General features: G+C 60.1%; 22 protein-coding genes. 5 read left to right on the top strand and 17 right to left on the bottom strand.

The window, feature by feature from the left end:
• Nucleotides 1-67 precede the first annotated feature (67 nt).
• The 3 genes from JF70_RS01485 to JF70_RS01475 are packed head-to-tail and all read right to left on the bottom strand — an operon-like array spanning nucleotide 68 to nucleotide 3,089.
• The gene (locus JF70_RS01485; RefSeq protein WP_045935029.1) at nucleotides 68-772 is read right to left on the bottom strand and encodes a LutC/YkgG family protein; all 705 of its coding nucleotides are present in this window, start codon (nucleotides 770-772) and stop codon (nucleotides 68-70) included.
• Nucleotides 769-2,274, bottom strand: a complete 1,506-nt coding sequence (locus JF70_RS01480) for a LutB/LldF family L-lactate oxidation iron-sulfur protein (RefSeq protein ID WP_082069326.1) — start codon at nucleotides 2,272-2,274, stop codon at nucleotides 769-771. The genes JF70_RS01485 and JF70_RS01480 overlap by 4 nt, the downstream gene beginning before the upstream one ends.
• Nucleotides 2,271-3,089: a (Fe-S)-binding protein gene (locus JF70_RS01475; protein ID WP_045935028.1), complete on the bottom strand. Its 819-nt coding sequence runs from the start codon at nucleotides 3,087-3,089 to the stop codon at nucleotides 2,271-2,273. Before JF70_RS01475 ends, JF70_RS01480 begins: the two co-directional genes overlap by 4 nt.
• A 359-nt stretch (nucleotides 3,090-3,448) precedes the next feature.
• Here JF70_RS01475 and JF70_RS01470 point away from each other — a divergent pair, with 359 nt between their 5' ends.
• Nucleotides 3,449-4,465, top strand: a complete 1,017-nt coding sequence (locus tag JF70_RS01470) for a YdcF family protein (protein WP_045935027.1) — start codon at nucleotides 3,449-3,451, stop codon at nucleotides 4,463-4,465.
• Between the two features lie 29 nt (nucleotides 4,466-4,494).
• Here the strand turns inward: JF70_RS01470 and JF70_RS01465 are convergent, their stop codons facing one another.
• The 3 genes from JF70_RS01465 to JF70_RS01455 all read right to left on the bottom strand — a co-directional run bounded on the left by JF70_RS01465 (nucleotide 4,495) and on the right by JF70_RS01455 (nucleotide 8,150).
• Nucleotides 4,495-5,898: an MFS transporter gene (locus tag JF70_RS01465; RefSeq protein WP_045935026.1), complete on the bottom strand. Its 1,404-nt coding sequence runs from the start codon at nucleotides 5,896-5,898 to the stop codon at nucleotides 4,495-4,497.
• 522 nt (nucleotides 5,899-6,420) lie between these two features.
• Nucleotides 6,421-7,530: a helix-turn-helix domain-containing protein gene (locus tag JF70_RS08420; RefSeq protein WP_052690669.1), complete on the bottom strand. Its 1,110-nt coding sequence runs from the start codon at nucleotides 7,528-7,530 to the stop codon at nucleotides 6,421-6,423.
• Nucleotides 7,527-8,150 (bottom strand): hypothetical protein, encoded by a 624-nt coding sequence (locus tag JF70_RS01455; protein WP_045935025.1) that lies wholly within the window; start codon nucleotides 8,148-8,150, stop codon nucleotides 7,527-7,529. Before JF70_RS01455 ends, JF70_RS08420 begins: the two co-directional genes overlap by 4 nt.
• A 350-nt stretch (nucleotides 8,151-8,500) precedes the next feature.
• Between JF70_RS01455 and trmD the strand changes: the two genes are divergently transcribed.
• Nucleotides 8,501-9,493, top strand: a complete 993-nt coding sequence (trmD, locus tag JF70_RS01450) for a tRNA (guanosine(37)-N1)-methyltransferase TrmD (protein WP_045935024.1) — start codon at nucleotides 8,501-8,503, stop codon at nucleotides 9,491-9,493.
• On the opposite strand, the gene rsmD is transcribed toward trmD, so the two are convergent.
• The 4 genes from rsmD to JF70_RS01430 all read right to left on the bottom strand — a co-directional run bounded on the left by rsmD (nucleotide 9,475) and on the right by JF70_RS01430 (nucleotide 14,017).
• Nucleotides 9,475-10,074: a 16S rRNA (guanine(966)-N(2))-methyltransferase RsmD gene (gene rsmD, locus JF70_RS01445; RefSeq protein WP_045935023.1), complete on the bottom strand. Its 600-nt coding sequence runs from the start codon at nucleotides 10,072-10,074 to the stop codon at nucleotides 9,475-9,477. The genes trmD and rsmD overlap by 19 nt on opposite strands.
• Before the next feature lie 16 nt (nucleotides 10,075-10,090).
• Nucleotides 10,091-12,568, bottom strand: coding sequence for an ATP-dependent DNA helicase RecG (locus JF70_RS01440; protein WP_045935022.1), 2,478 nt, complete (start codon nucleotides 12,566-12,568; stop codon nucleotides 10,091-10,093).
• 101 nt (nucleotides 12,569-12,669) lie between these two features.
• On the bottom strand, nucleotides 12,670-12,864 hold the full coding sequence (rpmB, locus tag JF70_RS01435) for a 50S ribosomal protein L28 (RefSeq protein ID WP_015021347.1): 195 nt from the start codon (nucleotides 12,862-12,864) through the stop codon (nucleotides 12,670-12,672).
• A 124-nt stretch (nucleotides 12,865-12,988) separates the two neighbouring features.
• Nucleotides 12,989-14,017 (bottom strand): helix-turn-helix transcriptional regulator, encoded by a 1,029-nt coding sequence (locus JF70_RS01430; protein WP_045935021.1) that lies wholly within the window; start codon nucleotides 14,015-14,017, stop codon nucleotides 12,989-12,991.
• A gap of 394 nt (nucleotides 14,018-14,411) precedes the next feature.
• Between JF70_RS01430 and JF70_RS01425 the strand changes: the two genes are divergently transcribed.
• On the top strand, nucleotides 14,412-15,224 hold the full coding sequence (locus JF70_RS01425) for an ABC transporter ATP-binding protein (protein ID WP_082069324.1): 813 nt from the start codon (nucleotides 14,412-14,414) through the stop codon (nucleotides 15,222-15,224).
• Here JF70_RS01425 and JF70_RS01420 read toward each other — a convergent pair.
• Nucleotides 15,184-15,855 carry a sugar O-acetyltransferase gene (locus JF70_RS01420; protein WP_045935020.1) on the bottom strand — a complete coding sequence of 224 codons (672 nt, stop codon included), beginning with the start codon at nucleotides 15,853-15,855 and terminating at the stop codon, nucleotides 15,184-15,186. The genes JF70_RS01425 and JF70_RS01420 overlap by 41 nt on opposite strands.
• Nucleotides 15,856-16,055: 200 nt before the next feature.
• Here JF70_RS01420 and JF70_RS01415 point away from each other — a divergent pair, with 200 nt between their 5' ends.
• Nucleotides 16,056-16,508, top strand: coding sequence for a GNAT family N-acetyltransferase (locus JF70_RS01415; RefSeq protein WP_045935019.1), 453 nt, complete (start codon nucleotides 16,056-16,058; stop codon nucleotides 16,506-16,508).
• A 50-nt stretch (nucleotides 16,509-16,558) separates the two neighbouring features.
• Nucleotides 16,559-17,380, top strand: a complete 822-nt coding sequence (locus JF70_RS01410; protein WP_045935018.1) for a mechanosensitive ion channel family protein — start codon at nucleotides 16,559-16,561, stop codon at nucleotides 17,378-17,380.
• Between the two features lie 89 nt (nucleotides 17,381-17,469).
• Here the strand turns inward: JF70_RS01410 and JF70_RS01405 are convergent, their stop codons facing one another.
• The 6 genes from JF70_RS01405 to JF70_RS01380 form a co-directional block, all read right to left on the bottom strand.
• Complete coding sequence (locus JF70_RS01405) at nucleotides 17,470-18,618, bottom strand: D-alanine--D-alanine ligase family protein (RefSeq protein WP_045935999.1); 1,149 nt, start codon at nucleotides 18,616-18,618, stop codon at nucleotides 17,470-17,472.
• Between the two features lie 310 nt (nucleotides 18,619-18,928).
• Nucleotides 18,929-19,927, bottom strand: a complete 999-nt coding sequence (locus JF70_RS01400; protein ID WP_045935017.1) for an NAD(P)H-dependent glycerol-3-phosphate dehydrogenase — start codon at nucleotides 19,925-19,927, stop codon at nucleotides 18,929-18,931.
• Between the two features lie 116 nt (nucleotides 19,928-20,043).
• Nucleotides 20,044-20,937: a lysophospholipid acyltransferase family protein gene (locus JF70_RS01395; protein ID WP_045935016.1), complete on the bottom strand. Its 894-nt coding sequence runs from the start codon at nucleotides 20,935-20,937 to the stop codon at nucleotides 20,044-20,046.
• 14 nt (nucleotides 20,938-20,951) lie between these two features.
• Nucleotides 20,952-22,283: a UDP-N-acetylglucosamine 1-carboxyvinyltransferase gene (gene murA, locus JF70_RS01390; RefSeq protein WP_045935015.1), complete on the bottom strand. Its 1,332-nt coding sequence runs from the start codon at nucleotides 22,281-22,283 to the stop codon at nucleotides 20,952-20,954.
• A 139-nt stretch (nucleotides 22,284-22,422) separates the two neighbouring features.
• The gene (locus JF70_RS01385; protein ID WP_156149552.1) at nucleotides 22,423-23,475 is read right to left on the bottom strand and encodes a CPBP family intramembrane glutamic endopeptidase; all 1,053 of its coding nucleotides are present in this window, start codon (nucleotides 23,473-23,475) and stop codon (nucleotides 22,423-22,425) included.
• 103 nt (nucleotides 23,476-23,578) lie between these two features.
• A complete protein-coding gene (locus JF70_RS01380; RefSeq protein WP_045935013.1) occupies nucleotides 23,579-26,167 on the bottom strand; it encodes a CPBP family glutamic-type intramembrane protease in 2,589 nt (862 codons plus the stop codon).
• Nucleotides 26,168-26,316 lie beyond the last annotated feature (149 nt).

The raw sequence follows: 26,316 nt of genomic DNA, 5'->3' as shown, positions 1-26,316 counted from the left end.
CTTCTTCGAGCCGCTGACTCCCCACTTACGGGAAATGCGCCCTGCCTAAGCAGGAAATCTTATTGAGCTACATGTCTTCAACCACCAAGTAGGTCATATCCAGAGGACCATGCACGCCCACCACGATCACCATCTCGATATCGCCCGTGTTGGAGGGGCCGGTGATGAAGTTGATGTTGGAGGTCTTGAGCTCACCCGAGACCAAGGCTGGATCATAATAGTCCATGGCCTGCCGGGTTCGGGGCAGGATCTTGGACTTGCGGATGATGCTCAGATAGTGCACCGGCAGGAAGTGGAAGGCACGGCCCTGACCCGGGGTGGTAGCCACGGTGATGGTGCCGGACTCGGCCAGCAGGAAGTCCGCAAAGGCGATGGCCGTTCCGGACTCGTCGGCGGTCCTGATGTTCTCCTCGCGGCTGGCCCCCGGCTTCCAGAAAGTGGCGGGTGGGTTCAGGCCGTCCCTCCACTCCTCCAGCCCGAAGTCAGCAAACAGGTCGGAGGTGGGCAGCATCACATGGTCACTGTCGTCCTTGCGCGAATCGATGAACTCATCCAAGGCGGTGGGCAGACCAGCCTTGGTGCAGGTGCGGAAGTCCACATGGACGGCCTCGCTGCTCTTCCGGGCGATCTCCAGCAGCTCGTCCTGGGTATGACCCGACAGGGTGGTCTCCGGCAAATCGTTGACCGGCACCAGAGGATGATCCTTGAGCTGGTGGCGGGGCCGACCGCTCTTCTTGGCCAGGTAATCCAGGAATACCTCACGATCGGTCATGCCTGCTGCTCCTTCTTGTGATGAGCGAACCAACTGCGGAAGTTCTCCCCGTGCTTGGGCGGATCCGGCAGATCACGTACCTTGGTCCATCCGCCGAAGACGAAGGGCATCCATTCCACATGCCGATCACTGGCGAAGAGGTTCTTGGCCGTCTCCGGCTGCTTCTTGGATATGGGGGTCAGCATGGTGTGATCCACACCCAGGGCAGTGCGGAAGAGCGAGGAGTGACCGGTTCCCAGACCCATGACCCTCATGACCGTGTCGTCGATCAGATTGGCCTGGGACTGGTCATCCATCATGATCCGCCTGTGCTCGATCATGAGCTGATGCAGGGGAATCTTGACCGGGCAGGTGGCCGTGCATGCCGCACACAGGCTACAGGCGTAGGGCAGGTCCCCGAAGTCGTCGTAACCCCCGTCCAACACCGGCGAGAGCACCGAGCCAACAGGGCCCGGATAGATGGATCCATAGCCGTGGCCGCCGATGTGCCGGTAGATGGGGCAGACGTTCAGACAGGAGGCGCAGCGGATGCACTGGAGGATGGGCTCGAAGACCGTTCCCAGCGCGTTTGAACGGCCGTTGTCCAGGATGACCACATAGACATCGTCCGGTCCATCCGACTCCTGGTCTGTGCGTGGCGCAGTGTAGGTCAGGTAGGAGGTCAGCTTCTGGCCGACAGCGGACCGGGCCAGCATGTTGTCCATGGTCTCGGCCTCCTTCATGGTCGGCACAAGACGCTCCATGCCCATGACCACCACCTGGGTCTTGGGGATGCACATGGCCAGGTCGGCGTTGCCCTCGTTGGTCACCAGGTTGATCATGCCCGTGTCGGCCACGGCGAAGTTGCAGCCGGTGATGCCCATGTCCGCCTCAAGGAAGTGCTTGCGCAGAACCTTGCGCGAGAACCGAGCCATGTGCTGGGGGTCGTTGTCGCCCTTGTAACCCAGCTTCTTCTCAAAAACCTGGCGAACCTGCTCGCGGTTCTTGTGCAGGGCCGGGAAGACCAGATGCGTGGGCTGGTCCCAGTCGTCCTCCTCCAGGATGAACTCGGCCAGGTCGGTCTCCAGCACCTCCAGGCCGGGCACAGTCATCAGCGTGGGGTCCAGGTTGATCTCGCTGGTCACCATGGACTTGCTCTTGACGACGTGCTTGGCCTTCTTTTCGATGGCGATCTGCTTGATGTACTGGGCAGCCTCATCGTCGGTCTGGGCGAAGAAGACATGGCCGCCGCGCTTCTCCACGTTGTCGGAGAACTCCTCCAGGTAGTCAGGCAGGTAGCGGATGACATGCTGGCGGATCTGCTCGCCCAGGTCGCGCCACTGTTCCCAGTTGCCCAGTTCCTGGCGGGCGGCCTCACGCTTGACCCACTGGGCATCCTGGGCCTTGGCCACGGCCTGCTGGGCGAATTTATCCTGTTCGGACTCCTTGACCCTGGTCAGGAAGGGAGCCTTGCTGGTCCGCAGATACTGCGCGGCCTTCTTGCCATTGACCATGCTGCTCATACCAGAGCCCCCTCTTCCTTGGCGGCCCTGACGGAACCCACAGCCCCATCGCCGGCAGAGCGGCCTTCCACATACTTGACGCGGCTCATGTCCACCTTGTGATTGAGCACCTCAGCCAGATGCATGATGGTGATCTTCTCGCCGCGCCGGTTGAAGCGGCCGCCGATGTTCATCAGGCAGCCCGGATCGCAGGAGATGAGGACGCTGGCCTTGGTGCTGAGCACGTCGTTTACCTTCTCATCCACCATCTGCTTGGAGATCTCAGGCTCCTTCATGGAGAACATGCCGCCGAACCCACAGCAGTTCTCGATATGGGGCAGGGGGACCATGGTCAGGCCCTTGACGTGATCCAACAGAACGAAGGGGCTGGTCCGCTCCCCCAGCAGCCGGGTCATGTGGCAGGAGCGGTGGTAGGTGGCCACGGCGTCGAGTTCGGCGCCGGCATCCAGCACACCCAGCACCCGATAGAGGAACTGCGAGAACTCATAGGTCTTGTCAGCCATGGTCTGGGCCTTGGCCGCATAGACCGGGTCGTTCCTCAGATGGAAGGGCAGCTCCTTGAGCATATTCACGCAGGAGCCTGCCGGACCCACGATATAGTCGGCATCCACGCTCAGCAGGGCATCGACCTCATTGCGCATAACCTGCATGCTCTCCTTGACATACCCGCTGTTGAAGGTGGGTTGGGCGCAGCAAATCTGCTCCTTGGGAAGGTAGGTGTCGCAGCCGAACCGCTCCAGTACCTCCACCATGGCCTTCCCCACGTTCGGAAACATGAGGTCCACCACGCAGGTGGAGAATATCACTACTTTCATTACCGCACCTCTCTACAACCTTGCACGCCAGGTCCGAACCATATCCGGATCGCGGAGAAACCCAACATCACTTGAACCCCTAATCCTTCCAACGCATCGCTGCCTTGCGACCGACCACGTCCATGCGGACACCGATGCGCAATCCTTGAAAGGACCCATCATTATCATGGTCTCGACCTGGAATTCGCACCGTCGGGAATCGCCCACACTCAGCTTCCGAACGTGTGAGATTTACCACATATATGTTACCACGGCGGTCTGGGAATCCTGGGCATGTCAAGGATGGGAGGTGACTGGCCGATTCGCTACAGTGGAGTCAGACCCTGCGCGGCCATTCTCGTGAAAGGGGCAATCGGCGCATGTCCAACCACCTGCAACTCCTCCTGCTCTATGCACCCGCCATCATCTTCGGCCTGCTCTTCCTCTGGGACCTGCACAAGGAGCCACGGCAGTTCCGCAATGCCATCTGGCTCCTGCTCCTCCTGCTGACCCTGGGGGGAGCGCTTCTTCTGCAGTTCGGGATGCGCTGGCTGATCCTGCCCCTGGTCATCCTGCTCATCCTCTCCCCCCTGCTGGTGATCTGCTTCCTGCTGGCCAACACGGTCATCGTCATCCGGCACGAGGGGGTCTCCCTGACCACTCTGCTGCCCGGACTGCTGGCGCTGGCCGTGGTGGCCTACATGATTCTTTCGCCCCTCCTGGCCGGGTTTGGCGCCCCCTCATGGCTGCAGAAACTGGCCGGGCTGATCGACCTGGAAGCCACCTGGTTCTTCTTCTCCTTCCTGGCCCTGCTACTCTATTCCAACTTTTACAGGATGCTGCCCCGCAAGCGTCGCTACGACTACATCATCATCCATGGAGCCGGTCTGCGCGGCGAAGAGCCCACACCCCTGCTCCGGGGACGGTTGGACAAGGCCGTAGACCTCTGGAAGCGGCAGGGACGAAACGGGCGCTTCGTGGTCTCAGGCGGACAGGGCCCGGACGAGGCCATCAGCGAGGCCAGGGCCATGGCTCAGTATCTGCGCAACTCCTGTGGGGTGCCGTCCGAGGCCATCATCATGGAGGACAGGTCGACCACGACCCTGGAGAACCTACGCTATTCCAAGCAGATTCTGGATGACCGCTACGAGATGGGCACCGGGCCAGAGCATTACCGGGTGGCCCTGGTCACCAGTGACTACCACGTCTTCCGAGCCAGCGAATATGCCAGCAAGGTCGGGCTGAATGCCGACGGAATCGGCTCACACACCAAGGGCTACTATTGGCCGACCGCCTTCATCAGGGAGTTCGTGGCCATCACCCGCATGCACTGGTGGCCCTACCTGGTCCTTGCAATAGGCTGGGCCGTCTGGGCCGGCATCTCATTCCTGAATTGAAACCATTGCCTTTCGGAAGCAATCAGAGGTCATGCAACCTGAACCTCGCCTTTATCCTGACAGGCCAGGCTGCGCTCCAGGAACCAGGCCACCAGGAGGATGCCCAGGACGATCAGAAAGACGAATACGAAGGCCCAGACTGCTCCGAACTGGAAGGCCTGAGCGCCGGCATGAATTCCACTGGCCTTGGGCATACCCGTGATGATGGCGGCCAGAACGCCGGTCGAGGCGGCACCTGAATACTGCTGAAGGGTGTTGAAGAGGGCATTACCGTCAGGCACCAGTTTGGCTGGGATATGCTGCAGTCCGACCGTGAGCAGGTTGTTGAAGACGCAAGCCTGACCGACCATGTAGCAGGCATAGAGAAGGACCATCAGCGGAACGGATAAGTGCCTGCTGAGGACCAGGAAACCTAAAGCCGAAAGGAAGAAGGCCGTGCTTCCCACCGCGAGCAGTCCACGCAGGCCATGACCATCCAGATAGCCGCCTGTGATGGGCTGGCAGAGGGCCGAGAGCAGGCTTCCCGGCAGCAGAAGCAGGCCGGCCACGGTGGAGGTCTCCCCCAGGACGGACTGGGCCATGTTGGGCAGGACGAATGTCAGGCCAATCTGAACGAACTGGACCAGGAAGTAGAGGATCAGGGCCAGGGTGAAGGTACGGTTCCGAAAGACCGCGATGTCGATCAGCCTGGTGCTCTGGTGGGCAAGAGCCCAGACCCCTGCAACAAGGGCCAGGGCCCCGATAAACAAGGACAGCCAGGTTATAGGACCATGCACATCCAAGGTGCTCAGACCCATGGTCAGACCGGTCAGGAAAATACCCAGAAGAAGGAACTGGAGCCAGGCGAAGGGACTGACGTGGGCGCTCTCCCTGTCAACCGAGATGAGGGCGATGAGCCCGAAGACCAGCTCGATGGGCAGCACGATCAGGAAGATGGCCCGCCAGGAAGAGGCTTGGATAACGGCTCCGCCGAAGGTCGGGCCCAGGGAGGGCGCCAGAGCCACCGCCATGCCGGCGCTGCCCACGTAGCGGCCCTGGATGTGAAGAGGAACCTTTTTCATAATCAGGGAAAAGACCAAGGGAAGAGCGATACCGGTGCTGATGCCCTGCAGGAGGCGCCCCGCCATAAGAACGGGAAAGCATGGGGCGAGAATGCACATCAGATCGCTGCCCAGGAATATTCCCACGCTGGTCAGAATCAATGCGCGGGTAGTGAATGAATGTTCCAGCCAGGCGGCCGCCAGAACCGTCAAGGCCACCACCAGCAGATAGCCGGTGGTCAGCCATTGGACCGTGCCCAGTCCGGTTTTGAAGTACCGGGTCATCTCCGGAAAGGTGACGTTGAGCGAGGTCTCCAAGAGGACCCCGCAGAAGGCGAGCCCGGCAGTGCCGGTAATCAGCAGTTTTGTTTTCTTATCAACATGGTCGACCATGGACCGTCCGCTCCTCACACATCAGACTGTTCGCATAGCCATCACCACGGATCCGTACGGCATGGCATCATCCGATGCCGCTCTCATTGCTGTTTACGCAACGGTTATAGCTCTCTGGCTGCGTTGATGACATCTTCCAAGCCGGATTCATACGCGACTTGTAGACCCAGACAGTGTAGCACCAGCAGGCGTACCTCTCCTGGCGCGCACGCCTTACCCGAACAGGTTTGGGAAAGTTGATAGCATTGAGATTTGCTGTTTGCACTGACGCGGTTTCGAACAACTTACATTCATTATCGACCAGACTAAGCAACCCGTCCGTTGATTTTCCAAACTTCGCCGCGCCTGCAATAATTCTGGACGAATCTAGCCCTCGCGGTTCCAGTCATACTTTGTCTGTTCCGGCGACAAAGGACCCGTTGAGATTCTTTTCGACTTGACACTACCCGTATGAAAGTTCTTTCCGAATATCTCGCTGACAAATGTGGTCTTCATGGAGATGTTCCTAGTAGCTGGTTTAACCTATCTCATGATCGTCCAGCTCGCCGCCTTTTCCGTCAGCCTGTTGTCACACCAATCGTTCGCCAGTTCAAAAGGAATGCCAAGGAATCCCTCAATCCCATCCCTGGGCACCGTAGAACGACCGGTATCGTCCAGTCCGCCAAACGCACGGCCGAGCATTTGAGCAAGACGCACCGGATGCTCCGTCTTGACCTCTACGGGCTCATGCTTTATCCAGTGACGCTGTGCCATGCGAACGTATAGGGATTTGTATTTGTCCCCATCGATCAGGCCCAAATCGAAAGCTCTGCGCACAGCCGCACCAACGGAAATTCCCCACCCGGACTTTACGTACAGGTAGTCCTCGAGCATCATGCTCGGGCTGATGACCGCTCGTGCGTCAGACTCAGGAAGAAGGAATTCACCAGCGAACTCGTTAGCCTCCCTCTCCATCAAGGACACATCCTTGGGACGGCGGTACCGGTGCAGCACCAGATGACCCAGCTCATGAGCAATAGTAAATCTGAGCCGGTCGCCAGGCTTGTTTTCTGGAAAATAGCCTATAAGAGCCTTGCCTGGGTAAGTAACTCCATCACTGACTGAATCAGCCACCTTCGTCGTCAGCGGCGCAATGATCACTCCTTTACGTTCCACGATTCGAATCATGTTGCGCACCGCTCCCGTGGAAGGCAGACCCAGTATCGCACGCGTGTTGGCCGCGATGTCGCGGACTCCCTGTGCCCGCGGGTCCAAGGTAGGCGCAATCTCATCAAGCCAGGAGGCAGTATCATCCGGCACATTTGACATCGAACTCACCCTGGAGACCATGTCCGTCAACATTTCGAACTCCGCGCAGATGCGGTTACTGAGATTCAGTGTGATTCTTTTCTTGCGGCGAAAGGCTAGACGATTCCAGTCAAGACCTGGCTCGCGCAGCATAAAGAAAGACAATGGAAGGCTTGTCGCATAGGCTATCTTTTCAATGCTTGATTCCGTAAGATTCGCAGTCGGATTGCCAACCAGAATGCCAATGTAGGTCGGGGTCATGCCAGAATGCTCGGCAAGCTCTTTTTTGGTCCAACCCCGATACTTCCGAGCAAGCTCAATGCGCGTGGGGTTGAACTCATTCATCCGTTCGTCTCTTCCTTTTCTTCTTGGACAATTGTATTTGAGCGTGGGACCAACAGCTCGTTTTCTTCGTCATCACCGTTAAATGCCATACCGTTGAAACCCTCACCCATCTGAAGAACCATGAGAGCGATACAGGGAGCGCCCTTAGGAAACCGGCCGGTTCCAGTAGGTTGGTAGGCGGAACAATGAAAAATGCCGTTTGCTTCAGTCCAAACCAAGACAATTTCTGAGTTGCTCAGCGGCTTCTTGCCGGAAAGCTCCTGGTCGAACATGGCTGGTTGCACCCATGCCTCCCTACGCCGTAAGTTCGTTCCGGCTGGAGGAACACTTCCCTCGAATTTGAACTTCTTGAGGAATCGAAGCTTGAGGCCTGAACTGATATTGCGCAGATGAAGACAAGAGGTGGACTTCGTAAGTTTCCAGCCGTCGATTGGCTCATCTGCGATTTCTGCGCGGAGCGTTGCATTGAAGTTGTCTGCATAGAGCTTCGGATACTTAATTCGAGGAGTGCCAAGCGTGTTCATGGCCGACAGTGAGCGAAGCCTAGCCTGCGGTAACAATGTTGGAAGGGCATCATTGATTGGCATGAGGCTCTGACGGATGAGCTCAAGTTTTTCCAAGGAGTCTCCTTAAAACGCGCGTTTGTGTTTGATATTTGGAGCATTATTTTATTTTACTATCTGAGTTTGAGTTTACTGCCACAAAATTAATCTATCAAGTCAGAATAAATGCAGATTTACCTTGTCTTTTCACCGTCAACGCTGTCACGAATCCTCATGACGACAAACACAAGACGACGATATAGCCCCACTGAGCCGACCATATCCGAACAGTTGCTACGCAGCAGCCATTAATCTGACAGACTCGTTGGAAACGAAGCTCGCCATCGTAATCAACCTTTAGGCGAACTTAAAGATGTGCCAATCTCTGCCCGATCCCGACCCGAACAAGCTTGGGTAGAGTTGGTCACATGCAAATCGATATCGTTTCCGTCTTCCCCGAATATTTTGACGTAACCGGACTCAGTCTGCTGGGCAAGGCCCAGGAAAAGGGCCTGGTGACCATACGTGCCCACAATCTGCGCGATTGGACCCATGACGTGCATCACTCGGTGGATGACACTCCGGTGGGCGGCGGAGCGGGCATGGTGATGAAACCCGAAGTCTGGGGCCGATGCCTGGACGATTTATTGAACGTTACAGACGGATCGGCTCTGCAACAACCCACCACCGACCAAACAGCCGACACTGCCGATGCCGAAGAACGAAAAGAAGCAAGGAAGAGTTCCGGCGACGAAAGCTACGGCATAGCATCCGAGGCAGATTCATCTGCAGACAACCACGAGGCCGGCGCGGCCAAACAAGTCCTGATCTTCCCCAACCCATCCGCTCCCCTGTTCACCCAGGCCGACGCAACAGAGCTGTCACGGGCGAAGAGGCTGGTATTCGGCTGCGGCCGCTACGAAGGGTATGACGCACGCATCCCCGTCTACTACCGGAATCAGGGGGTCGACGTCAGAGAGTATTCCATCGGCGACTACGTGCTCAATGGGGGCGAGGTGGCCGTCTCGGTCATGCTGGAGGCCATAACCCGGCTCCTGCCCGGCTTCATGGGCAATCCTGAATCCATCGTGCAGGAGTCCTACACCGGGGATGAGCCGCTGCTGGAATATCGCCAGTACACGCGTCCCACCACCTGGCGTGGCATGGCCGTGCCCGAGATACTGACCAGCGGTGACCACGGAAAGGTGGACCGTTTCCGGCGCGACGAGGCCATCAGGCGAACCAGTCGAATCCGTCCCGATCTGATTGCCCGATTGGACTGCTCCGCCCTTGATAAGCAAGACCGTCGTCTCTTGGAGGACCTGGGCTGGGACATGCAGGAAACCCATCCGAGACCTCTGGATCAACCATCTGGTCGATCAACCCTAAAACGCAGCGATAATCAGCGGGCCGTCAGATAGTAGACTGCTGTCTCGCCGTAAGTGCGAGCCTGATCAATGGCCCATCCGTCAGGAGCCGTGGGAGACGGGGTGCGTGTCGATCGCTCCAGAACGATCATGCCTCCATCGTCCACCATTCCTTGACCAGTCAGACCGGTCATAATGCTTTGGCAATCCGCAGTCGAAAAGTCATAAGGCGGGTCCATGAAGACCAGGTCGAAGCAGGCCTCGGACAGACCTGCATCCTCATGACCGGAGGAGAGGGGACGAACAAAGCGCTCGGCACGGTTTCTGCTGACGCGAATATCCATGGCTGAATCCCAGGCCGGATGGTGACGCAGCCCGGCGGCTGAGCGTGACAGCAGTCCGGCGACACGACCGGAAGACTCCACAGCCACCAGGCTCTGGGCACCGCGGGACAGGGCCTCGAATCCCAAAGCCCCGGTGCCGGCGAACAGATCCAGGACCCGAGCACCGGACAGCAGGCCTTCGGACTCCAGATGGGAGAAGATGGCCTCCTTGGTCCGATCGGTAGTGGGCCGGGTACCCTTGAGGGCTGCGGGGATGGGGAATCCCTTGAAGCGGCCGGCGATGATGTGCATAGGGTCTGTTGTCCTTTCAGCTGGAGACCAGGAAACCTTCGTTGCCACTCATGAAGTCCAGGACGGCGCCAGCCAGCTCGGGCTGCCCGGTCAGGGTGGGATCGGACTCCAGGAGTTGGCCCGCCTGGGTTCGAGCACGGGCGATCATGGGTGCGTCGGTGACCACCTGCAGAAGTTTCAACGAGGAATGACCGCCGGACTGGGCATCGCCCAGCACGTCGCCGGCTCCCCTGATGCGGATGTCCTCCTCGGCGATTTTGGCCCCGTCAGTGGTGTCGCGGATGACATTAAGCCGCTCTGCAGCCGGGGAATCCGCAGGGGCGCGTGAGATCAGGAAGGCCCAGGAGTCTGTGCCGCCGCGCCCCACCCTGCCGCGCAGCTGATGAAGCTGGGAGAGTCCGAACCGATCGGCATCGAAGATGACAATGCAGGAGGCTTGGGGCACATCCACCCCCACTTCCACAACCGTGGTGGCCACCAGCAGGGGGGTGCGACCCGAGGCGAAGTCCCCCATGACGGCATTCTTGGTGGCATCGTCATCTCGTCCGGTCAACGTGGCCATGGCAATGCCCTGGAACTGCGGCAGGGCGGCCAGGCGCTGGCTCATTTCGACCACCGAGTGCAGAGGCGGACGCTGGCCATCACTTTGGCCCTCCTCAACAAGAAGCTCAGGCTGAGCATCGGAACCGCCAGATTGGCTCGGCCGGTCAGAGACAGACGAGGGGTCGTCCTCCTCATCGATGTGGGCGCAGATGACATAGGCCCGCTCCCCAGCCTCGATCCGTCGGCGCAGATGCAAGAACATGGCGCCCATGGTCGCCCCATCCGATTCAGCGATGACGTGCGTGCGGACCGGCTTTCGGTTGCTGGGCAGCTCGGTCAGGGCGGAGATGTCCAGATCTCCGAACCAGGTCATGGCGGCTGTGCGCGGGATGGGCGTAGCGGTCATGATCAGCAGGTGGGGAACCCGCTCGGATTTGCGACGCAGCTCCTCGCGCTGCTCGACCCCGAAACGATGCTGCTCGTCGATGACGGTGAGAGCCAGATTGGGAGCCTGGAAGGTCTTGGAGAAGGCCGCATGGGTGGCAATGACGATGCAGGGACGGCCCGAGGCCGAGACAGCCAGGGCAGAGCGGCGCTGGGCCAGTCTCATGCCTCCGGTCAGCAACACCAGAGGCAGGACCAGCTGGTCCGTCATACGGATCATGGTGACGTTGTCCACAGGCTTATGGCGGCCCGCTACGGCAGTGGCGGTCACATCGGTGCCCATGGCCTTGAGCATGGCGCCGATGGAAGCATAGTGCTGCTCGGCCAGCACCTGGGTAGGAGCCACCAAGACAGCCTGATGACCAGCCTGGACCGCCTGGAGCATGGCCGCCAGAGCCACCACGGTCTTGCCGGAGCCAACCTCGCCCTGCAGAAGTCGCTGCATGGGCTGATCCTTGGCCATGTCGACGCCGATATCCTTGATGACCTGACGCTGGCCATCGGTCAGTTGGAATGGCAGGGAGTCGATGAAACGGGCGGGCAGGGTATCCGGACGGTCGGCACCCGAATTCGCGCATGGGTATGTGGGCTGCTCTTGGGTCTGGCGACGGGTCTGCAGAAGCGCCGTCTGCGAGACGAAGGCCTCCTCGTAGCGCAGGGTCTTACGGGCCGCAGCGAAGTCGTCAGGGCTGTCGGGCGCATGCATGCCCAAGAGGGCACGGGCACGATGCATCAGCCCTTGGTCGACACGGACCTGCTCGGGCAACACATCAGGTATGGCCTGGCTCAGCGCTTCCGGATTGATGCGAACCTCGGCACTGGCCTGCTCCTCCTCGGCGGCGCCGGCTGGGGATATGGGTCCAGATGCATCATCGGCCTGCGCCAGCAGACGCAGAAAACCCAGAATGACATCGTGAATATGGTCTGAGGAGATGCGGGAGCTGGCGTGATAGACCGGCCGCGGTCGACGGACCCGCTCCAGAGCCTCGGCAAGGCTGGCCGCATCGGGCCGAGATGCGTCCGCATAAACCTCCTGATCGGCATTAGCAACAACCAGGGTCTCAGGATGGGTGAACTGGAGCTGGTCCATGTAGACACCGGGCTCACCGGCCACGACCAGATCCGCCCCTACCTGCAGCCGACGGACCATCCAGTCCATATAGGGCTTCTTATGAGAGAAGAAGACCAGCCTGACCGCAAGCGGAGTACCGCCCCGACCGCTGACGAAGGCAGCATCGTCCACCATCACGTCCAGCCGAAAACCCCGGTGCCCGCTCAGCGGCACCAGACGCACCTGATCAACCCGGGCGGCGAAGGCGCAGGGCTCACCCAGCCGAATGCCGGCAATAGTGGTGATCTGCATGGGATCGGTAATGCGGAAAGGATAATAGGTCAGCGCATCCCCGACCGTGACCACGCCCAGAGCCTTGAGAGCGCTCACCCGACGCCTGTTGGCCACCAGCGAGGCCACGGTGCTGTGCAGACCTACACGAGCCACTGCCGACATACCCGATCACCTCCCGCAAGCGCCGACCATCATCCCTCAGGATGACAAGAACCCCCGGAGCTTATGCCCCCGGGGGTCCAAATACGACCGACGAACCGCACTCAGGCGGCGATGCGCTGCACCTTGCCGGCCTTGAGGCACTTGACGCAGACGCGCAGACGCACGTTCTGACCATCAACGGTGGTGTGCACCGACTGCAGGTTGGGGCGGAAGATGCGCTTGTTCCGGATATGCGAATGAGAAACACTGTAACCGGTCTGCGGGCCCTTGCCGCACACCGCGCAACGAGCTGCCATGATGACTTCCTTTACGTTGTTTTCCAAGTCGTCCCAGGTGTTCCGACCCGCAGCACAAGGCCACGGATGAACACACAACTTTGTTAGACTACTACATTCCACCAGGGAAGGCAAATCAACAGTCTCAGGCACGAGGAGGCTTGCGGAAGATGCCGATCAGTGACTGGAGCACCCCGCAGAACACCCCGCCGATGATCCAGATGGCCCAGAATGGGATGCGCCAACCGAAGAGATTGTCGTAATTGCCCGAGAAGAGCATGATCAGGGCCACCAGCGTGCAAAGGCCCATGATGGTTCCGCTGATGGCATTGCTTATCCGGTGTTCGTAACGATAGGCATCTGCGTGAGCATCGTCGACGGAATCGGTCTGTCTGTTGTAGGCGCGTAGATTCATCATCCTGTGGCTTGTTCCCGCATGGACCAGCAGAAAGACCCCCAGAGCCAGAAGAAGGAAGAAGACAAACCCTCTGACTTGATCGGACCAGTCCCAGATCAGGTATCCTGCAGAGTTGATCCCCACATCCAGAAGCACGACAGCCAAACCGCAGACCAACTCCCAGGTAGTCTGCCGATAAACTCGCGAGCGCTCCTCATCGGTATAGAAATCCGCCACATAAGGATGCCTGCGGCGAAAGTCCTTCCTGGCGGAAACCGCCGGTATAAGACAGGCCAGACCCAGGACGATGCCAATCATCAGAGCAAGGAAGGCCAGACCATTCTGCGTGTCGGTCGGCTGGTTGGCTCCGGCGAAGAGACCGCCGAAAGCCAGTCCCAGCATAATGAGGGCGATGCCGAAAGCCATGCGCAGACTGTAGGCATTGCTGAAGGATGCGTAGCCGGTCACGTCTTCCATAGCAGATTGGACAGGCGGCATAGTCGCATGGGTTGGCGGATTCGTCTGGGTGGTTTCCTGATGGTCCGGCTTGGATGCACGCTGCCCGGAACCTGGATGCCGCACATCGCCCAGGACCAGATCATCAAGGGTACAGCCGAAGAGGTCACAGATGGCCAGGAGCTTGTCCATCTCAGGATATGCCTTGTCCGACTCCCACTTGGACACCGCCTGACGGGACACCCCCACCAGCATGGCCAGCTGCTCCTGAGTCATGTTGCGCTGCGAACGCAGATACTGCACGTTGGTTCTGAAACTCATATTGTTCTTTCTCCCGATCGGCAGATTGCCTATTCAACCAGCAACGAGGCCATGATGAAACGTGCGGGGCTCCGACCGCCACCAGCTTTGGGTTGCACCCGGCGAAGACACCGATATTTTCCGTCAACCGACGGTTGCATCCTTGCAATTCCAAGGAAATAAGCAATCACCGAATCCCTGTCATCCTGATGACGACCCGCCCATAAATCCCCCTTCTGGCAAGAGATACGACCCCCTACGTTTACGATACATATCTTTCAGAAGCAAAGGCGAATTCTGTGGATTCCACCCTGAACCGTCCCCGATTCAACCCTGAAAACACCCTGACAGGAGCTCTCACCATGGTCTTATAGAAGAAGAGACCAGACAGGCGACGACCGAAAGGAAGGCAAGGATGCGGCATCAGGCGACAAAGGATCCATACGCGCAGACCCCACTCATTCTGGACAAGATCTCCTACGACTACGGAAGGCGGCAGAAGCAGGGCGCCCGAGTGCTGGACGAGATCAGCCTGGAATGTCAGGCGGGGACCTGGACGGCCATCATGGGTCCTTCAGGCGCCGGCAAATCGACCCTCCTCTATTGCGCCGCGGGCCTGCTCCAGGTCAGACAGGGCAGAGTGGCCATCGCCGGGGAGGACCTGACGCGAATGAAAGAGAGGGCGCTGACCCGACTCCGGCGCGACCATATCGGCTTCGTCTTCCAGGACTACAACCTGGTGAACGCCTTCACCTGCCTGCAAAACACCATGCTGTCCAGCCTCTTCGGCGGCAGGAAAATCTCCACCCAAGCGGCCCTGTCCGCCCTGTCCAACGTCGGATTGGAGGGATATGCCAACACCTATCCGGCAGACATGAGCGGAGGCCAGCAGCAGCGCGTGGCCATCGCCAGGTCCCTGGCCGCAAGTCCGGAAATCATCATGGCCGACGAGCCCACCGGCGCCCTGGATACCCATAGTTCACGGGAGGTCATGGACCTCTTCGACCTGGCCGTCCGAAGCGGCCAGACCATCCTCATGGTGACCCACGACCCCAACGTCGCCGCCCGGGCCCACCGCGTCATCTTCCTCCAGGACGGACGCATTCAGGCAGTATGCCCGGGCGGAGACCCACAGACCATAGCCCAGCAGCTGGCCAGCATGGATGCTGTCCCAAACGAGGAGGCCTTCAGCCCTCCTCTGGCAGTTCCATCCGATCAGCCTCGGTGATGGTACGAATTACCCGGCAGGGCACACCCACAGCCAGGGAGTTAGGGGCAATGTCATGGGTGACCACGGATCCGGCACCGATGACCGCACCATCGCCGATGGTCACTCCCCCGGCCACAGTCACGTTTGACGCCAGCCAGCAGTTGGATCCTATGGTGATCGGAGCACCCAACTCGTAGTCATAGAGGGAGCCATCCTCATGGCGCCTCAGGTTCCGTTCCTGCCACCGCATGGGATGCAGGGGGGTGGCCAGGGTGACATTGGGGCCGATCATCACATCGTCGCCGATCTGCACCGGGCAGGTATCCAGAACAGTGAAGTTGAAATTGGCGAAGATGCGCGAGCCAAGCTTGGTGAAGCACCCATAGTCGAAGTAGATAGGCCCCATGAAGTCGACGTCCTGGCCATGCTCGGGCACCAGATCGTCCAGAAGCCGGCTGCGCAGATCCAGCTCCTGCTCAGAAGACGCGTTGAAAAGACGGCAAAGTTCGTGGGCCTTGACCCGCAGCTGGCCCAGTTCGGGGTCCGAGGCATCATAGAGCTCGCCGGCAAGCATCCGCTCCCTCTGCGAGCGCCAAGTCCCTTTACCGGCTCCGCCAGCCGAATCTGTCAGTTTTGAATCTTTGTCCATAGTCATCCAATCATTCCCGCGTCACTTCACTGTCACTGCTATAAGTTTGTACTGCTTGCAGATGCCCTATCCATGTAATCGTCTGGGTCAGACAGCCGACAGCCACACGTACATTCGTCATCCGGTTGCGGACATACGTTCACTCCCCGGGTCAAGCTTGGTAGATTGGAGGCAGCTGAGGACCATGGCGAGGAGGAAGCATGCGGTATGAGGTGAGCGAGGCCATTCCCGAGGATGCCAAAGCCATCCGTACGACCGTATTCGTGGAGGAGCAGGGCTTTCACAATGAGTTCGACCAAACCGACGATGCCAGCCTCCATATCGTGGCCTATGACGGGGATGAACCAGTCGGGGTGTGTCGGATCTTCCTCGACGGTGGCAAGACATGGACCCTTGGCCGGTTGGCGGTTCTGAAGCCCTACCGCGGCCAGCATCTGGGTGCCGATTTGGTAGGCAGGGCCGAGGAAACCGCTCGGAGCCACGGCGCCGACCGGCTCACGCTCCACGCCCAGGAACGGGTGGCGGGCTTCTATAGGTCTTTAGGATATAGGGACATGGGCATTCACGACCAGGACGAGGGATGCCCGCACATGTGGATGGACAAGCCGCTAACGGACAGCGATGGAAACGAGCCGGAGGACAAGGCCTCATGAATCCGACCGTCGATTCTGCCAGCACAAGCATCGCTACGAATAAGGATCCCATGGGAAGGTCCGAACAGGCCATCTCCAGCTTCAGCGATGCCGTCATCTACTGGTTCCGCCAGAATTTCGGAAAAATCATCCTAATAATTGTCGTGGCTGTCTGCGCTGCCTTGATCTCCAAGATCGTAGCGGCGGCCATGCGGCGTGCCCTGGAGCGGACCAACCTGCCCAGTGCCTCCATCTTCGTCAACATCGTCCGCGCCCTGATCTGGATCTTCGCCGCTGCCACAGTCCTGCAACCTGTCTTCGGAATCAACCCATCCACTGTGGTCGCCGCCCTGGGCGTCAGCGGCCTGGCCCTCTCCTTCGGATTGAAGGATACGATCGCCAACATCGTCGGCGGCTTCGGACTGATGGTCAGCAAAGTGGTCCAGCCCGGCGACATCATCACCATCCAAGGCACCACCGGAACCGTCCGCGACGTGACCTGGCGCCATACCATCGTCATCGACAGGACCGGCAACCAGCTGCTGATCCCCAACTCCATCCTCAACACCACGGCGCTTGAGAAAATCACCGAGGCCGGCGAGGCCGCCACCACCGTTCCCTTCACCCTGCGAGGGGATGCCGATATAGCCAAGTCCTCCCGTTCCATTGCACAGGTGGTTGCCCAGGCAACCAAGGGCATGGCCATGCCTGCCAACCCGCCCATTGTCCAACTTCAGGGCTTCACCCCCTATGGCATCAAGGGGCAGGTGGTCATGTTCGCCAAGCAGGGTGTAATCGCCGCCGATATGCAGGATGCCGCCACCCGCGCTCTGGCCGGCCAGGACTACCTGGTCCAGGAGGCGGAGCTCCAAACAAAAGACATTGAGCATTAGCCAGATGATCTTCTCATCCTTCGGGAGAAATGCAAAAGCGGCATCCCCCCTCTTGTCAGAAGCGTCAAATTCCGCAAGCAGCTCCAGCGTCAGGCAGATACGCTCTCAATCAGTTCGGTGATCAGATCGGTGTATGTGATCCCGGTGGCCTCCCAGGCCTTGGCATACATGGAGATAGGCGTGAAACCAGGCATGGTGTTGATCTCGTTGACGATGACCCTACCCTCGGACGTCACAAAGCAGTCGACACGGCTCAGACCGGCGCCGTCCACGGTTCTGAAGGCCTTGGCAGCCAGGTCGCGAACCTTCTGAAGAGTCTCCTCCGGCAGGTTCGCGGGGACCTCAACGTGGGAGGCGGAGGAGTCCACATACTTGCTGTCGAAGTCGTAGAAAGCCTCGTCCTGGTCAGCCTTGTCCAGCACCACCTCGCCAGGCCAGGCTGTGCGGGGCTTTCTGTCCTTGCTGGAGGCGAGCACGGCGCACTCGATCTCCCGCCCCTCAATGCCCTCCTCTATCAGGACCCGCCAGTCGTGCCTTGCAGCCTCGGCGACCGCAGCAGCCAGGGCTTCGGCTTGAGGCTCTTCCACCTTGACCACGCCAAAGCTGGATCCCGCACGGGAGGGCTTGACGAAGAGCGGGTAATGCAGCTCCGCCTTCTGCACAGCGGCCAACAGGTCTGCTCCGGATCGCTGTTCACGGGAGTCAATGGTGATGCCCGGAGCCACAGGTATGCCGGCCTGACTGAGCAGAATCTTGGTGTAGTGCTTGTCCATGCATGCGGCAGAGGCGAAGACCCCGCATCCTACATAGGGCAGACCCATCATTTCAAGCAGGCCCTGCAGGGTGCCGTCCTCACCGTAAGGGCCGTGGAGCACCGGGAAAACCGCGTCCACATGCCCCAAAGGCTCCAGGGAACCGAAGGCCTTGGATGGTTCAACTCCAGAGACCAGGTCGTCATGGTCGCCGATCAGAAACCCATCCCTGCCACGGGCCATGTCGAGGATGATCGGACGGCTGCCTTCGGTTATCTGCACGGTTGGCAGACTGGCATCGCCCAGACCCCACTGCCTGGGATCCTGGCCGCCGATGGTCCATCGGCCATCCTTGGTGATGCCGATGGGGATGGGCTCATATCGGTCGGTATCGATGGCATTGAGCACGCCGGCCGCCGACACGCAGGATATGGAATGTTCGTCGGCACGTCCGCCATAGAGCACCACAACACGTTTCCTGACCATCATCCCTCGGCTTTCCTCATCCTGGACATGATTTTCAACCTCATGCACCTGCCCAGGCAGATACATCATTCAAGACAGCAGAATATCCCCTTGCCAGGCGGAAAGGCCCGGACACAGTCGCTCATCCACAAGCTTGGCACGAACAGGCATAACAGGGCCGATACAGCAGTCAGACAAGCCAGGCGCACATCCTGATCCGGAAACCATTCATCGCCGATCAATAGGTTGATAGCGCACGCTTCACAGCCTTCGTAGACCCTCTATAACCCTCAGGATTTTCTGATGGACACCATTCTGATGGTCGTCAGACTCATTCTGCAGTGATCTGCCCACCGAACAGCTCGTCGATCATGCCCCGGCAGCTCAGACCCTGATCGAGTACATGACTCATGGCCGTAGCCAGCGGGGTCTCCACCCGGTAGCGCCTGCCCAGGGCGACGACAGCATCGGTGGTGGGCACGCCCTCGGCGACACCCTTGCTGACTCGGGTGGCTTCCTCAATGCTCTTGCCCTGGCCCAGATTGAAGCCAAAAGTATAGTTCCTGCTCAGGGACGACCCGCAGGTGGCCACCAGGTCGCCGACCCCGGCAAGGCCAGCGAAGGTCTTGGACTTGGCACCGCAAGCCTCCCCCAAGGCAGTGAGCTCAGCCAGACCCCTGGCCTGGATCATGGCGGCCGTATTCTCCCCGAACCCAGCCCCCCGTGACATCCCGACGGCCAGCGCAGTGACGTTCTTCAGCGACCCGCACATTTCCAGGCCAATCACATCGTCCGAGACGAAGGCCTTGAAATAGTCGGTCGTGCAGGCACGGGCTACTTTCATGGCGGTATCGGCATCCGCGCTGGCGACCACAGTGGCGCTCGGTTCGCGGGCAGCCACCTCCTTGCTCAGATTGGGGCCGGAAACGGCCGCAAATCTGACAGGGTCCAGATCAAGCGTCTGGCAAACCACCTGATCCATCCGCCTGTCGGTGCCCCGTTCGATCCCCTTCATCAGGGAAACTGCGATGGCATCATGACCCAGCAGACCCTTGAATTGCGTCAAGGCCTCACAGGCATGCTGAGCGGCTATGGCAACGACCACGATTTCCGCCCCCGAGACGGCCCCGGCCCGGTCACCCTCAGCGATGATGGCGTCAGGCAGCCTCTTCGCGTTCGGCAGACGGCGAGTATTCGAATGTTGACTGTTGATTTCGCCTACGACATCCGGGTCGATGTCCCACATGACCACCTGATTGCCTGCATCAGCCAATACCTGGGCAAAAGCGGTTCCCCATGCGCCTGCTCCCAATACCGCGATCTTCGTCATCATTCTCCTTTGCATAATGCCGTGCGCACGGGAACGCCGACCAGCAGCCTCATTCTTGTCTCTACCATCCTATGACACCGCCGCCGGACAGTGGGAATTGGAGGTGGGTTCCAGCCTTATTGCTCGCTTCTGGGCCGACGGGTCATGGTCACGTAATCGAAGTATCCAGCCGCCGGAGGTTCCTCGCCACGGATCTCGGCCATGACCTCCTCCATCCTGTTGCGCAGGCGGACGCAAAGGAGATGCACGGACTGCTTGGGAGGTTCAGCACCCCACTGACCCACGTCTTCCAGAAGGTCGGAATAGTCAAGGAGCCGGTCATAGCACATGACCACGTTCTTCCGAGGCCAGGGCCACTTGTGATTGATCGAAGCCGCCCCCCAGGTGATGCTGGGATAAAGAGGGACCATGCGACCCAACTGCCGCGAAGCCTCCAAGGCGATGAATCCGACCCCGGGCTTGAGCGACATGGGCCACTTCAGGGGGTCACGGGTCACGGTCCCCTCGGGCCAGATGGTCAGCGGCCTGCCCGAGGTGATGATGCTGATCGACTCCTCCTCGATCGACCTGGCCTTGCCGGACTTGCGCTCCACCGGCTGCATGCCCACCATGCGAAACCAGCTGCCGATAAGGGGCCAATGGGCCATCTCGGCCTTGGCCATATAGCGGGGACGACGACCCAGGTGGAAGAGGGCCATCATGGGGATGAAAACGTCGAACTGGGTCACATGGGTGGCTGCGGTGATAAAGGGCCCGGTCTCCGGAACCCGCTCCAGCCCCCAGGCATAGACCCGGCAGGAGTCACGCACCACCTGGGAGACCCCGCGCAATAGACGGGTGGTCCCCACAGGGTGCTGACCGTCTATCTCGTCCAGGGCCGGCGTGCGATGTCCAGTGGGATAGTAGCGGGTCGGATCCACCAGACTGTGCCGTTGGGCCAGCAGGGCCACCTGTCGGTCGGACAGGGCAGGCACCGCAGACCGGGGGGAGGGTTTGCCTTTGGAAGCCATCTATGTCTGCCGGATCAGTCGATCTGCGCGTCCAGGGCCAGCAGCTTGTCGCGGAAGTCCTCGTAACCGCGGTCGATCAGGGAGATGCCGTGGACGGTGGAGGGGCCGGAGGCCGTCAGTGCGGCGATCAGGTGGCTGAAGCCGCCACGCAGGTCGGGCACATCGATGTCCTGGCCGGTCAGCGGGGTGGGCCCGAAGATGACCGCCGAGTGGTTGAAGTTGCGCTGCTGGAAGCGGCAGGGCAGGGATCCTAGGCACTCCTTGTAGAGCTGGATGGTGGCGCCCATCTGAATAAGCGGCTTGGTGAAGCCGAAGCGATTCTCGTAGACGGTCTCGTGAACGATGGAAAGACCCTTGGCCTGGGTGAGAGCCACCACCAGGGGCTGCTGCCAGTCTGTCATGAATCCGGGGTGCACGTCGGTCTCGATGGCCACGGGCCGCAGGTCGCCGCCCGGATGCCAGAAGCGGATGCCGTCGTCGCGCACGTCGAACTGGCCGCCGATCTTGCGGAAGACGTTCAGGTAGGTCATCATGTCGGGCTGGTGGGCGCCCTTGACCATGATGTCGCCATGGGTGGCCAGGGCGGCAGAAGCCCAGGAGGCGGCTTCGATCCGGTCGGGCAGGGAGGTATGGGTGAACCCCTTCAGGGAGGGCACACCCTCGATGCGGATGGTCCTGTCCACGTCCACGGAAATCTGCGCGCCCATCTTCTGCAGGACCGCCACCAGGTCCATGATTTCGGGCTCGGTAGCCGCCCCTGACAGCTCGGTACGCCCCTCGGCCAGGACTGCCGCCAACAGGGTCTGCTCCGTCGCGCCCACCGAGGGGTAGGGCAGGTGGATCTTGGCTCCATGCAGGCCGTCTGGCGCTGTGATGTGGATGCCGGACTCATGCTCCTTGTCGACATTGGCCCCCAGCTTGCGCAGGGTCTCCAGATGGAAGTCGATGGGCCTGCTGCCGATGCGGCAGCCACCAAGAACGGGGATGAACGCCTCCCCCATCCGGTGCAGGAGCGGTCCGGAGAAGAGGATGGGTATGCGGGAAGAACCCGACAAGGTATCCACATCGGCCACATCAGCCAGCTCCACATGGCTGGCATCGATGGTGACCACGCCCTCCTGAGGACGAACGTCCACCTTGACACCGTGAAGCCTCAGCAGATCCGAAACCACCTGGACATCGCGGATTACAGGCACATTCTTGAGTACCGAGACACCCGGAGCCAAAAGGGCGGCCACCATGGCCTTGCTGACGAAGTTCTTGGCCCCGCGGACCTGTATGGTGCCATGCAGGGGCCTGCCGCCCACCACATGCAGCACATCATCCTGAGTATTCACCTTGGGCATTTATCGGCTTCTTTCTCGTATCCGCTCAGAGCCGGGCTTTGGCACATCATCGGCCCTTATTGCAAGTCTGCCACAGGGGGTGTGGGGACACCGTGAATTGTCGCCTCAGGCATAGAGCGTCCACCCTGTCAGATACCGGTCAGGCGCCGGCTGAACCGAAGGGGGTCAGCATGGTGAAGCCCATGATCAGCAGCAGCATGATGAAGAATGGGCAGGCCCAGGCGCCATAGACGTTCGTATAGGTGCGGTTTTCCCGCAGAAAAGCGACAATCCGATGGCGACCCAGGTAAAGGACCAGGACGGCTGCCAGCATACCTGCCAGCATCATGAGCACGTTGATGTAGGAGGACATATTGTCGCTCATAAACCCGAGAAGGAGTTCCAGCCCGTCGCTGACGACCAGATTGTTGAACACGTGCAGAGCTATTGACCAGAAGATGGAGTATTCGCAGGCCAGATAGCCCAGGAGCAAACCCATGATGAAAGCGAAGAACCCTTGGCCAAGGTCGCCATGGAAGAAGCCGAACATGACGGCGGATGTGACGATGGCGAAGACGTGGCCGTAGGGCTTCAGCGCGTGCAGGATGGCACCTCTGAAGACCAGCTCCTCGATGACCGGGGCCAGCAGGCTGACGTATATAAACATGGGAATGGTACCCGAGGCCTGCTGAATCTGCTCGGTCGTGGTCCAGGACTGCTGCACTCCCAACCGCGCCGCGGTCCAATCCATGCCTGACTGATACCAGTCGGCCAGGGTCTGCCCGGTCAGCGTCAGTGCAAAGCATCCCAGCAGAACCTGCCATGTCATGGGATGCAGATCAGTGTGGAAAATGCCCGTAGGGCCGGAATCGCAGATCTGCCGGCGTCGTGTGAAAACCAGGAAGCAGAGGCCTGTGCAGGCGGCGATCAGATTGATGATGCCCCCATACTCCTTGTCGGCATGGCTCATCACATATATAAATCCCGAGTGGGCAGGCACCGGATCGAACACGGCATTCCACTCCATCTGAGCCAGGACACCGAACAGAAGGCCGACGCTGTTGATGATAAGCAGGTAGACCAGCAGCAGGGCGGCCTGACGGTTGAGCATGCCCCTGGCCGCACTCATCCATGCGCGATCCGCCGTGCCTCGTCTGGGCTTCTGAGTCTGCCCAGTCCCTGACGCGTCGGCCGCCGTCGCTGTCTGCCCCATGTCACCATGCCCTTTCACGATCCTCTGCAGGTTTGGCCATCCGGCATTGACCTCCAGCTGGTCCAAGTCTACGCCACCACCGACAGCACCTATACGTCACGCGCTAGAGCAGACCGGGCACAAACTTGAAGACCGTCAGCAGCAGGCAGAGCAGCAGATAGAGCAGGAACCAGGGCTGCCTCCAGGAAACGTACGTTCCCTTAGGTGCCCGATAGCGCCGCCGGTAGTCCAAGAGGCTGGCGCGGCGCAGAAAGAACATGACCAACCCAGCCAGAACCAAGACGAGTGCCACTGCCAAAATCGACAGACGGGCGGTTCGCGGGGCGCTCATCAGATAACGGTTGGGCAGGCCACTGAAGAGCAGATCGCCGACCACACGGGCTCCGATGGCCCAGATCAGACCATACTCCAGGGAGCAGTATCCCAAGGCCAGCCCCAGCAGGAAGATCCAAAGCCCAGAGACCGGATCACACTGGAGCAGGGCGCAGAGCAGGGATGCGGTCAGGATGGCAAAGACTCGACCAAACCGACGCAGTCCGTTAAGGATGATGCCACGGAACACCAGCTCCTCAGCCAAGGGAACAGCCAATAGCGCGTACAGGGCCATCATCGGCGAGGAGGCGCCCGTGACCAGCAGACTGCGCGAAGCCAGGGAGGGGATGTGCAGAAGCAGGCAGAAGTGGTTGAAGAACTTGTTCAGTTCATGGACCATCCCCTGGCCCAGCAGGAGCACCGCCACAAGGGCCAGCAGAGCTGCCACCGTCATTCTTCTATCTGTGCGCCAGTGGACGGCGTCCTGTCCCCGCTGATCCTCGCCTCGAATAACGCTCCACTCTGAAATACAGGCATAGGTCAGCGCCAGCAGGACCGACAGTAGGGTAATTCCATCGGACAGGAAGGCTATGGATCCGGGGTCTTTGACCTGCTCCATGATGACAGGCAGGATCATCCCTGAACCGACCATGAGCACCAGAACCGATATGGCCAGGTAGACGAAGGCGAAGGCGGCCTGGCCATTGACGGCATGGAGGACCCCCGAACTGGCTGTGTAGGTGGCGGACTTTTTGGCGGCGGGTTTGCCCGCAACTGCAGCAGCTGGCGTGGCAGTATCAAGTTCCCTTGGAACAACAATCGGCTGCGAATTGGCCGGCACCGGTCGGCTTGCTCCTGCGACGGGTTCTGCAGAAGAGTTGGAAACGACCCTGGGGGCTGCCGACTCGACTGAAGGACGGGTGCGGTTACGAACAGACCGCCGCTTGGACAACCGACGGGCTCCTCCACTCCTTTTACGACCTCTGGTGGAAAGGCCCAGATGAGGACCATGCGAAGAGCCGGACGGCTTGGTTGCGTCCGTCGTTGCGGCCTTGGCAGCCACAGCAGCTGCAGCAGCCTCGGCAGCCTTGGCGGCGAGAGCCACCGAAGCACCTGGAGAAGATACGGACGTCGGTGAAGATGCAAACTGAACGACCGACTGCGTCCCTGAAGCTGCATTCGCAGCATCGGAAGATTCAGAAACGGCAGGCTGAACGGCAATGCCTTCTTGGCCGGTCTGCACGGGCTGACCGGCATGATCCTTCTGCGCGAGCGCCGGCCCCTGTCCCCCGATAGCCTTTGAGGAAACGACCCGACCACCGGTGCCGTCACTGGCGACTGCAGCAGGCTGGGCAACTACCCGTGGAGTCGAACAGACACGACGCCCCTGATGTTCGGCCTCGCTGGCCACGGATTGTGCAGCGGCATCGCTCTGTCCTGGAGCCGAGGAACCGGTGACCAGGGAATTCCAGTCCGCATCCGAACGACGGACAACGACTGGCCGGTCGGCGAATACCACGGGGGTCGCAGGCACAGAGACCTCCGGACTCGGTTTCGCAGACATCGAAGCCTGAGGGCCGGAGGCCGAGGGCGCCTCGGCTGTAGTCACCGACTTGGGTTCGGCTGTTTTGACTCCGGAAGGAGCGGGAGCGGAAGCTTTTGATGACTCCTGCTCAACCTTGGAAGGTGCCAGGACAGCGGAATCGACAGCATTGGCAGACGATGCGGAAGCTGCAGGTTTGCCTGCGCGGGTGCTTGTGGACGGCTTACGACGCTTGGGCATATTCCAAGAGAAGACCGGGCCTTTGTTCGTCTCGGGCTTGGTCCAGGACCAAACGACCTTGACTGCAGGCTGCTCCTGCTGTGCCGAGGTCCCTGAGACCGTCCCGGTGGCCTTGGAAGCCTCCAGCTCTCGGCGTACCACCACACGTCGCGGGGATGGCTCTTGGCCGGAATCCTTTACGCCCTGCCCGTCAACCGGCAGGTCTGCCGGAGGAAATGCGGGAACTTCCGGTTGACTGGCCATGGTGACCGAGTTCAAAAAATCATAGGATCCGGGAAGCACCGAGGGTCGTTCACCAACTGGCATGGCACCCTTGTGCCCCTTGCCACCAGCTCCGTCATCACCCAGAAGAGCGGTCTTCCTATGGGCTATCCGCCCCGGGTAGGCCAAGCCATCATCCACCGCCTCCCCCGGCAGGCTCAAGGGTGGCAGGCTGATGGACCCTTCCTCATAGTCCCAGTGGCGTGCGTAGTCCTTGCTGGCACTGTGGCTTGCAGTCATGAGGGCAATAGAGGAGCGCGACACCTTCAAGCGCCCCTGATCGCTTTGGGCATCGGCAGACTCACTGCCGCTGTCGCGATCCTCATCATCCCTCATCCGTCGATGATCCTTCCCCTTCATGCACTACCGTACGACCGCCAAGGGCGTCCAGCGACACGAACCTTTCCCCACGTTCATATCAACACTACATGTCCGAGTCTAGCCCGACCCCGCCCTTCCCTCGACAGAATCCCGACAATGGGCCA

Source organism: Bifidobacterium mellis, from assembly GCF_000967265.1.
GTDB lineage: Bacteria > Actinomycetota > Actinomycetes > Actinomycetales > Bifidobacteriaceae > Bombiscardovia > Bombiscardovia mellis.
The sequence above is the reverse complement of the archived record's forward strand: the minus strand, read 5'-3'. Positions and strand labels throughout refer to the sequence as shown.

Bases quoted from the DNA above. Each gene is read 5' to 3' on its own strand.
- JF70_RS01400 (WP_045935017.1), bottom strand. From the start codon at position 19,927: ATGACGAAGATCGCGGTATTGGGAGCAGGCGCATGGGGAACCGCTTTT.
- JF70_RS01385 (WP_156149552.1), bottom strand. From the start codon at position 23,475: ATGGGGCAGACAGCGACGGCGGCCGACGCGTCAGGGACTGGGCAGACT.
- JF70_RS01430 (WP_045935021.1), bottom strand. From the start codon at position 14,017: ATGAGTTTCAGAACCAACGTGCAGTATCTGCGTTCGCAGCGCAACATG.
- JF70_RS01410 (WP_045935018.1), top strand. From the start codon at position 16,559: ATGGGAAGGTCCGAACAGGCCATCTCCAGCTTCAGCGATGCCGTCATC.
- JF70_RS01380 (WP_045935013.1), bottom strand. From the start codon at position 26,167: ATGAGGGATGATGAGGATCGCGACAGCGGCAGTGAGTCTGCCGATGCC.
- murA (WP_045935015.1), bottom strand. From the start codon at position 22,283: ATGCCCAAGGTGAATACTCAGGATGATGTGCTGCATGTGGTGGGCGGC.
- JF70_RS01440 (WP_045935022.1), bottom strand. From the start codon at position 12,568: ATGTCGGCAGTGGCTCGTGTAGGTCTGCACAGCACCGTGGCCTCGCTG.
- JF70_RS01420 (WP_045935020.1), bottom strand. From the start codon at position 15,855: ATGGACAAAGATTCAAAACTGACAGATTCGGCTGGCGGAGCCGGTAAA.
- JF70_RS01405 (WP_045935999.1), bottom strand. From the start codon at position 18,618: ATGGTCAGGAAACGTGTTGTGGTGCTCTATGGCGGACGTGCCGACGAA.
- JF70_RS08420 (WP_052690669.1), bottom strand. From the start codon at position 7,530: ATGAATGAGTTCAACCCCACGCGCATTGAGCTTGCTCGGAAGTATCGG.
- rpmB (WP_015021347.1), bottom strand. From the start codon at position 12,864: ATGGCAGCTCGTTGCGCGGTGTGCGGCAAGGGCCCGCAGACCGGTTAC.
- trmD (WP_045935024.1), top strand. From the start codon at position 8,501: ATGCAAATCGATATCGTTTCCGTCTTCCCCGAATATTTTGACGTAACC.
- JF70_RS01465 (WP_045935026.1), bottom strand. From the start codon at position 5,898: ATGGTCGACCATGTTGATAAGAAAACAAAACTGCTGATTACCGGCACT.
- JF70_RS01475 (WP_045935028.1), bottom strand. From the start codon at position 3,089: ATGAAAGTAGTGATATTCTCCACCTGCGTGGTGGACCTCATGTTTCCG.
- JF70_RS01470 (WP_045935027.1), top strand. From the start codon at position 3,449: ATGTCCAACCACCTGCAACTCCTCCTGCTCTATGCACCCGCCATCATC.
- JF70_RS01425 (WP_082069324.1), top strand. From the start codon at position 14,412: ATGCGGCATCAGGCGACAAAGGATCCATACGCGCAGACCCCACTCATT.
- JF70_RS01480 (WP_082069326.1), bottom strand. From the start codon at position 2,274: ATGAGCAGCATGGTCAATGGCAAGAAGGCCGCGCAGTATCTGCGGACC.
- JF70_RS01485 (WP_045935029.1), bottom strand. From the start codon at position 772: ATGACCGATCGTGAGGTATTCCTGGATTACCTGGCCAAGAAGAGCGGT.
- JF70_RS01395 (WP_045935016.1), bottom strand. From the start codon at position 20,937: ATGGCTTCCAAAGGCAAACCCTCCCCCCGGTCTGCGGTGCCTGCCCTG.
- JF70_RS01415 (WP_045935019.1), top strand. From the start codon at position 16,056: ATGCGGTATGAGGTGAGCGAGGCCATTCCCGAGGATGCCAAAGCCATC.
- rsmD (WP_045935023.1), bottom strand. From the start codon at position 10,074: ATGCACATCATCGCCGGCCGCTTCAAGGGATTCCCCATCCCCGCAGCC.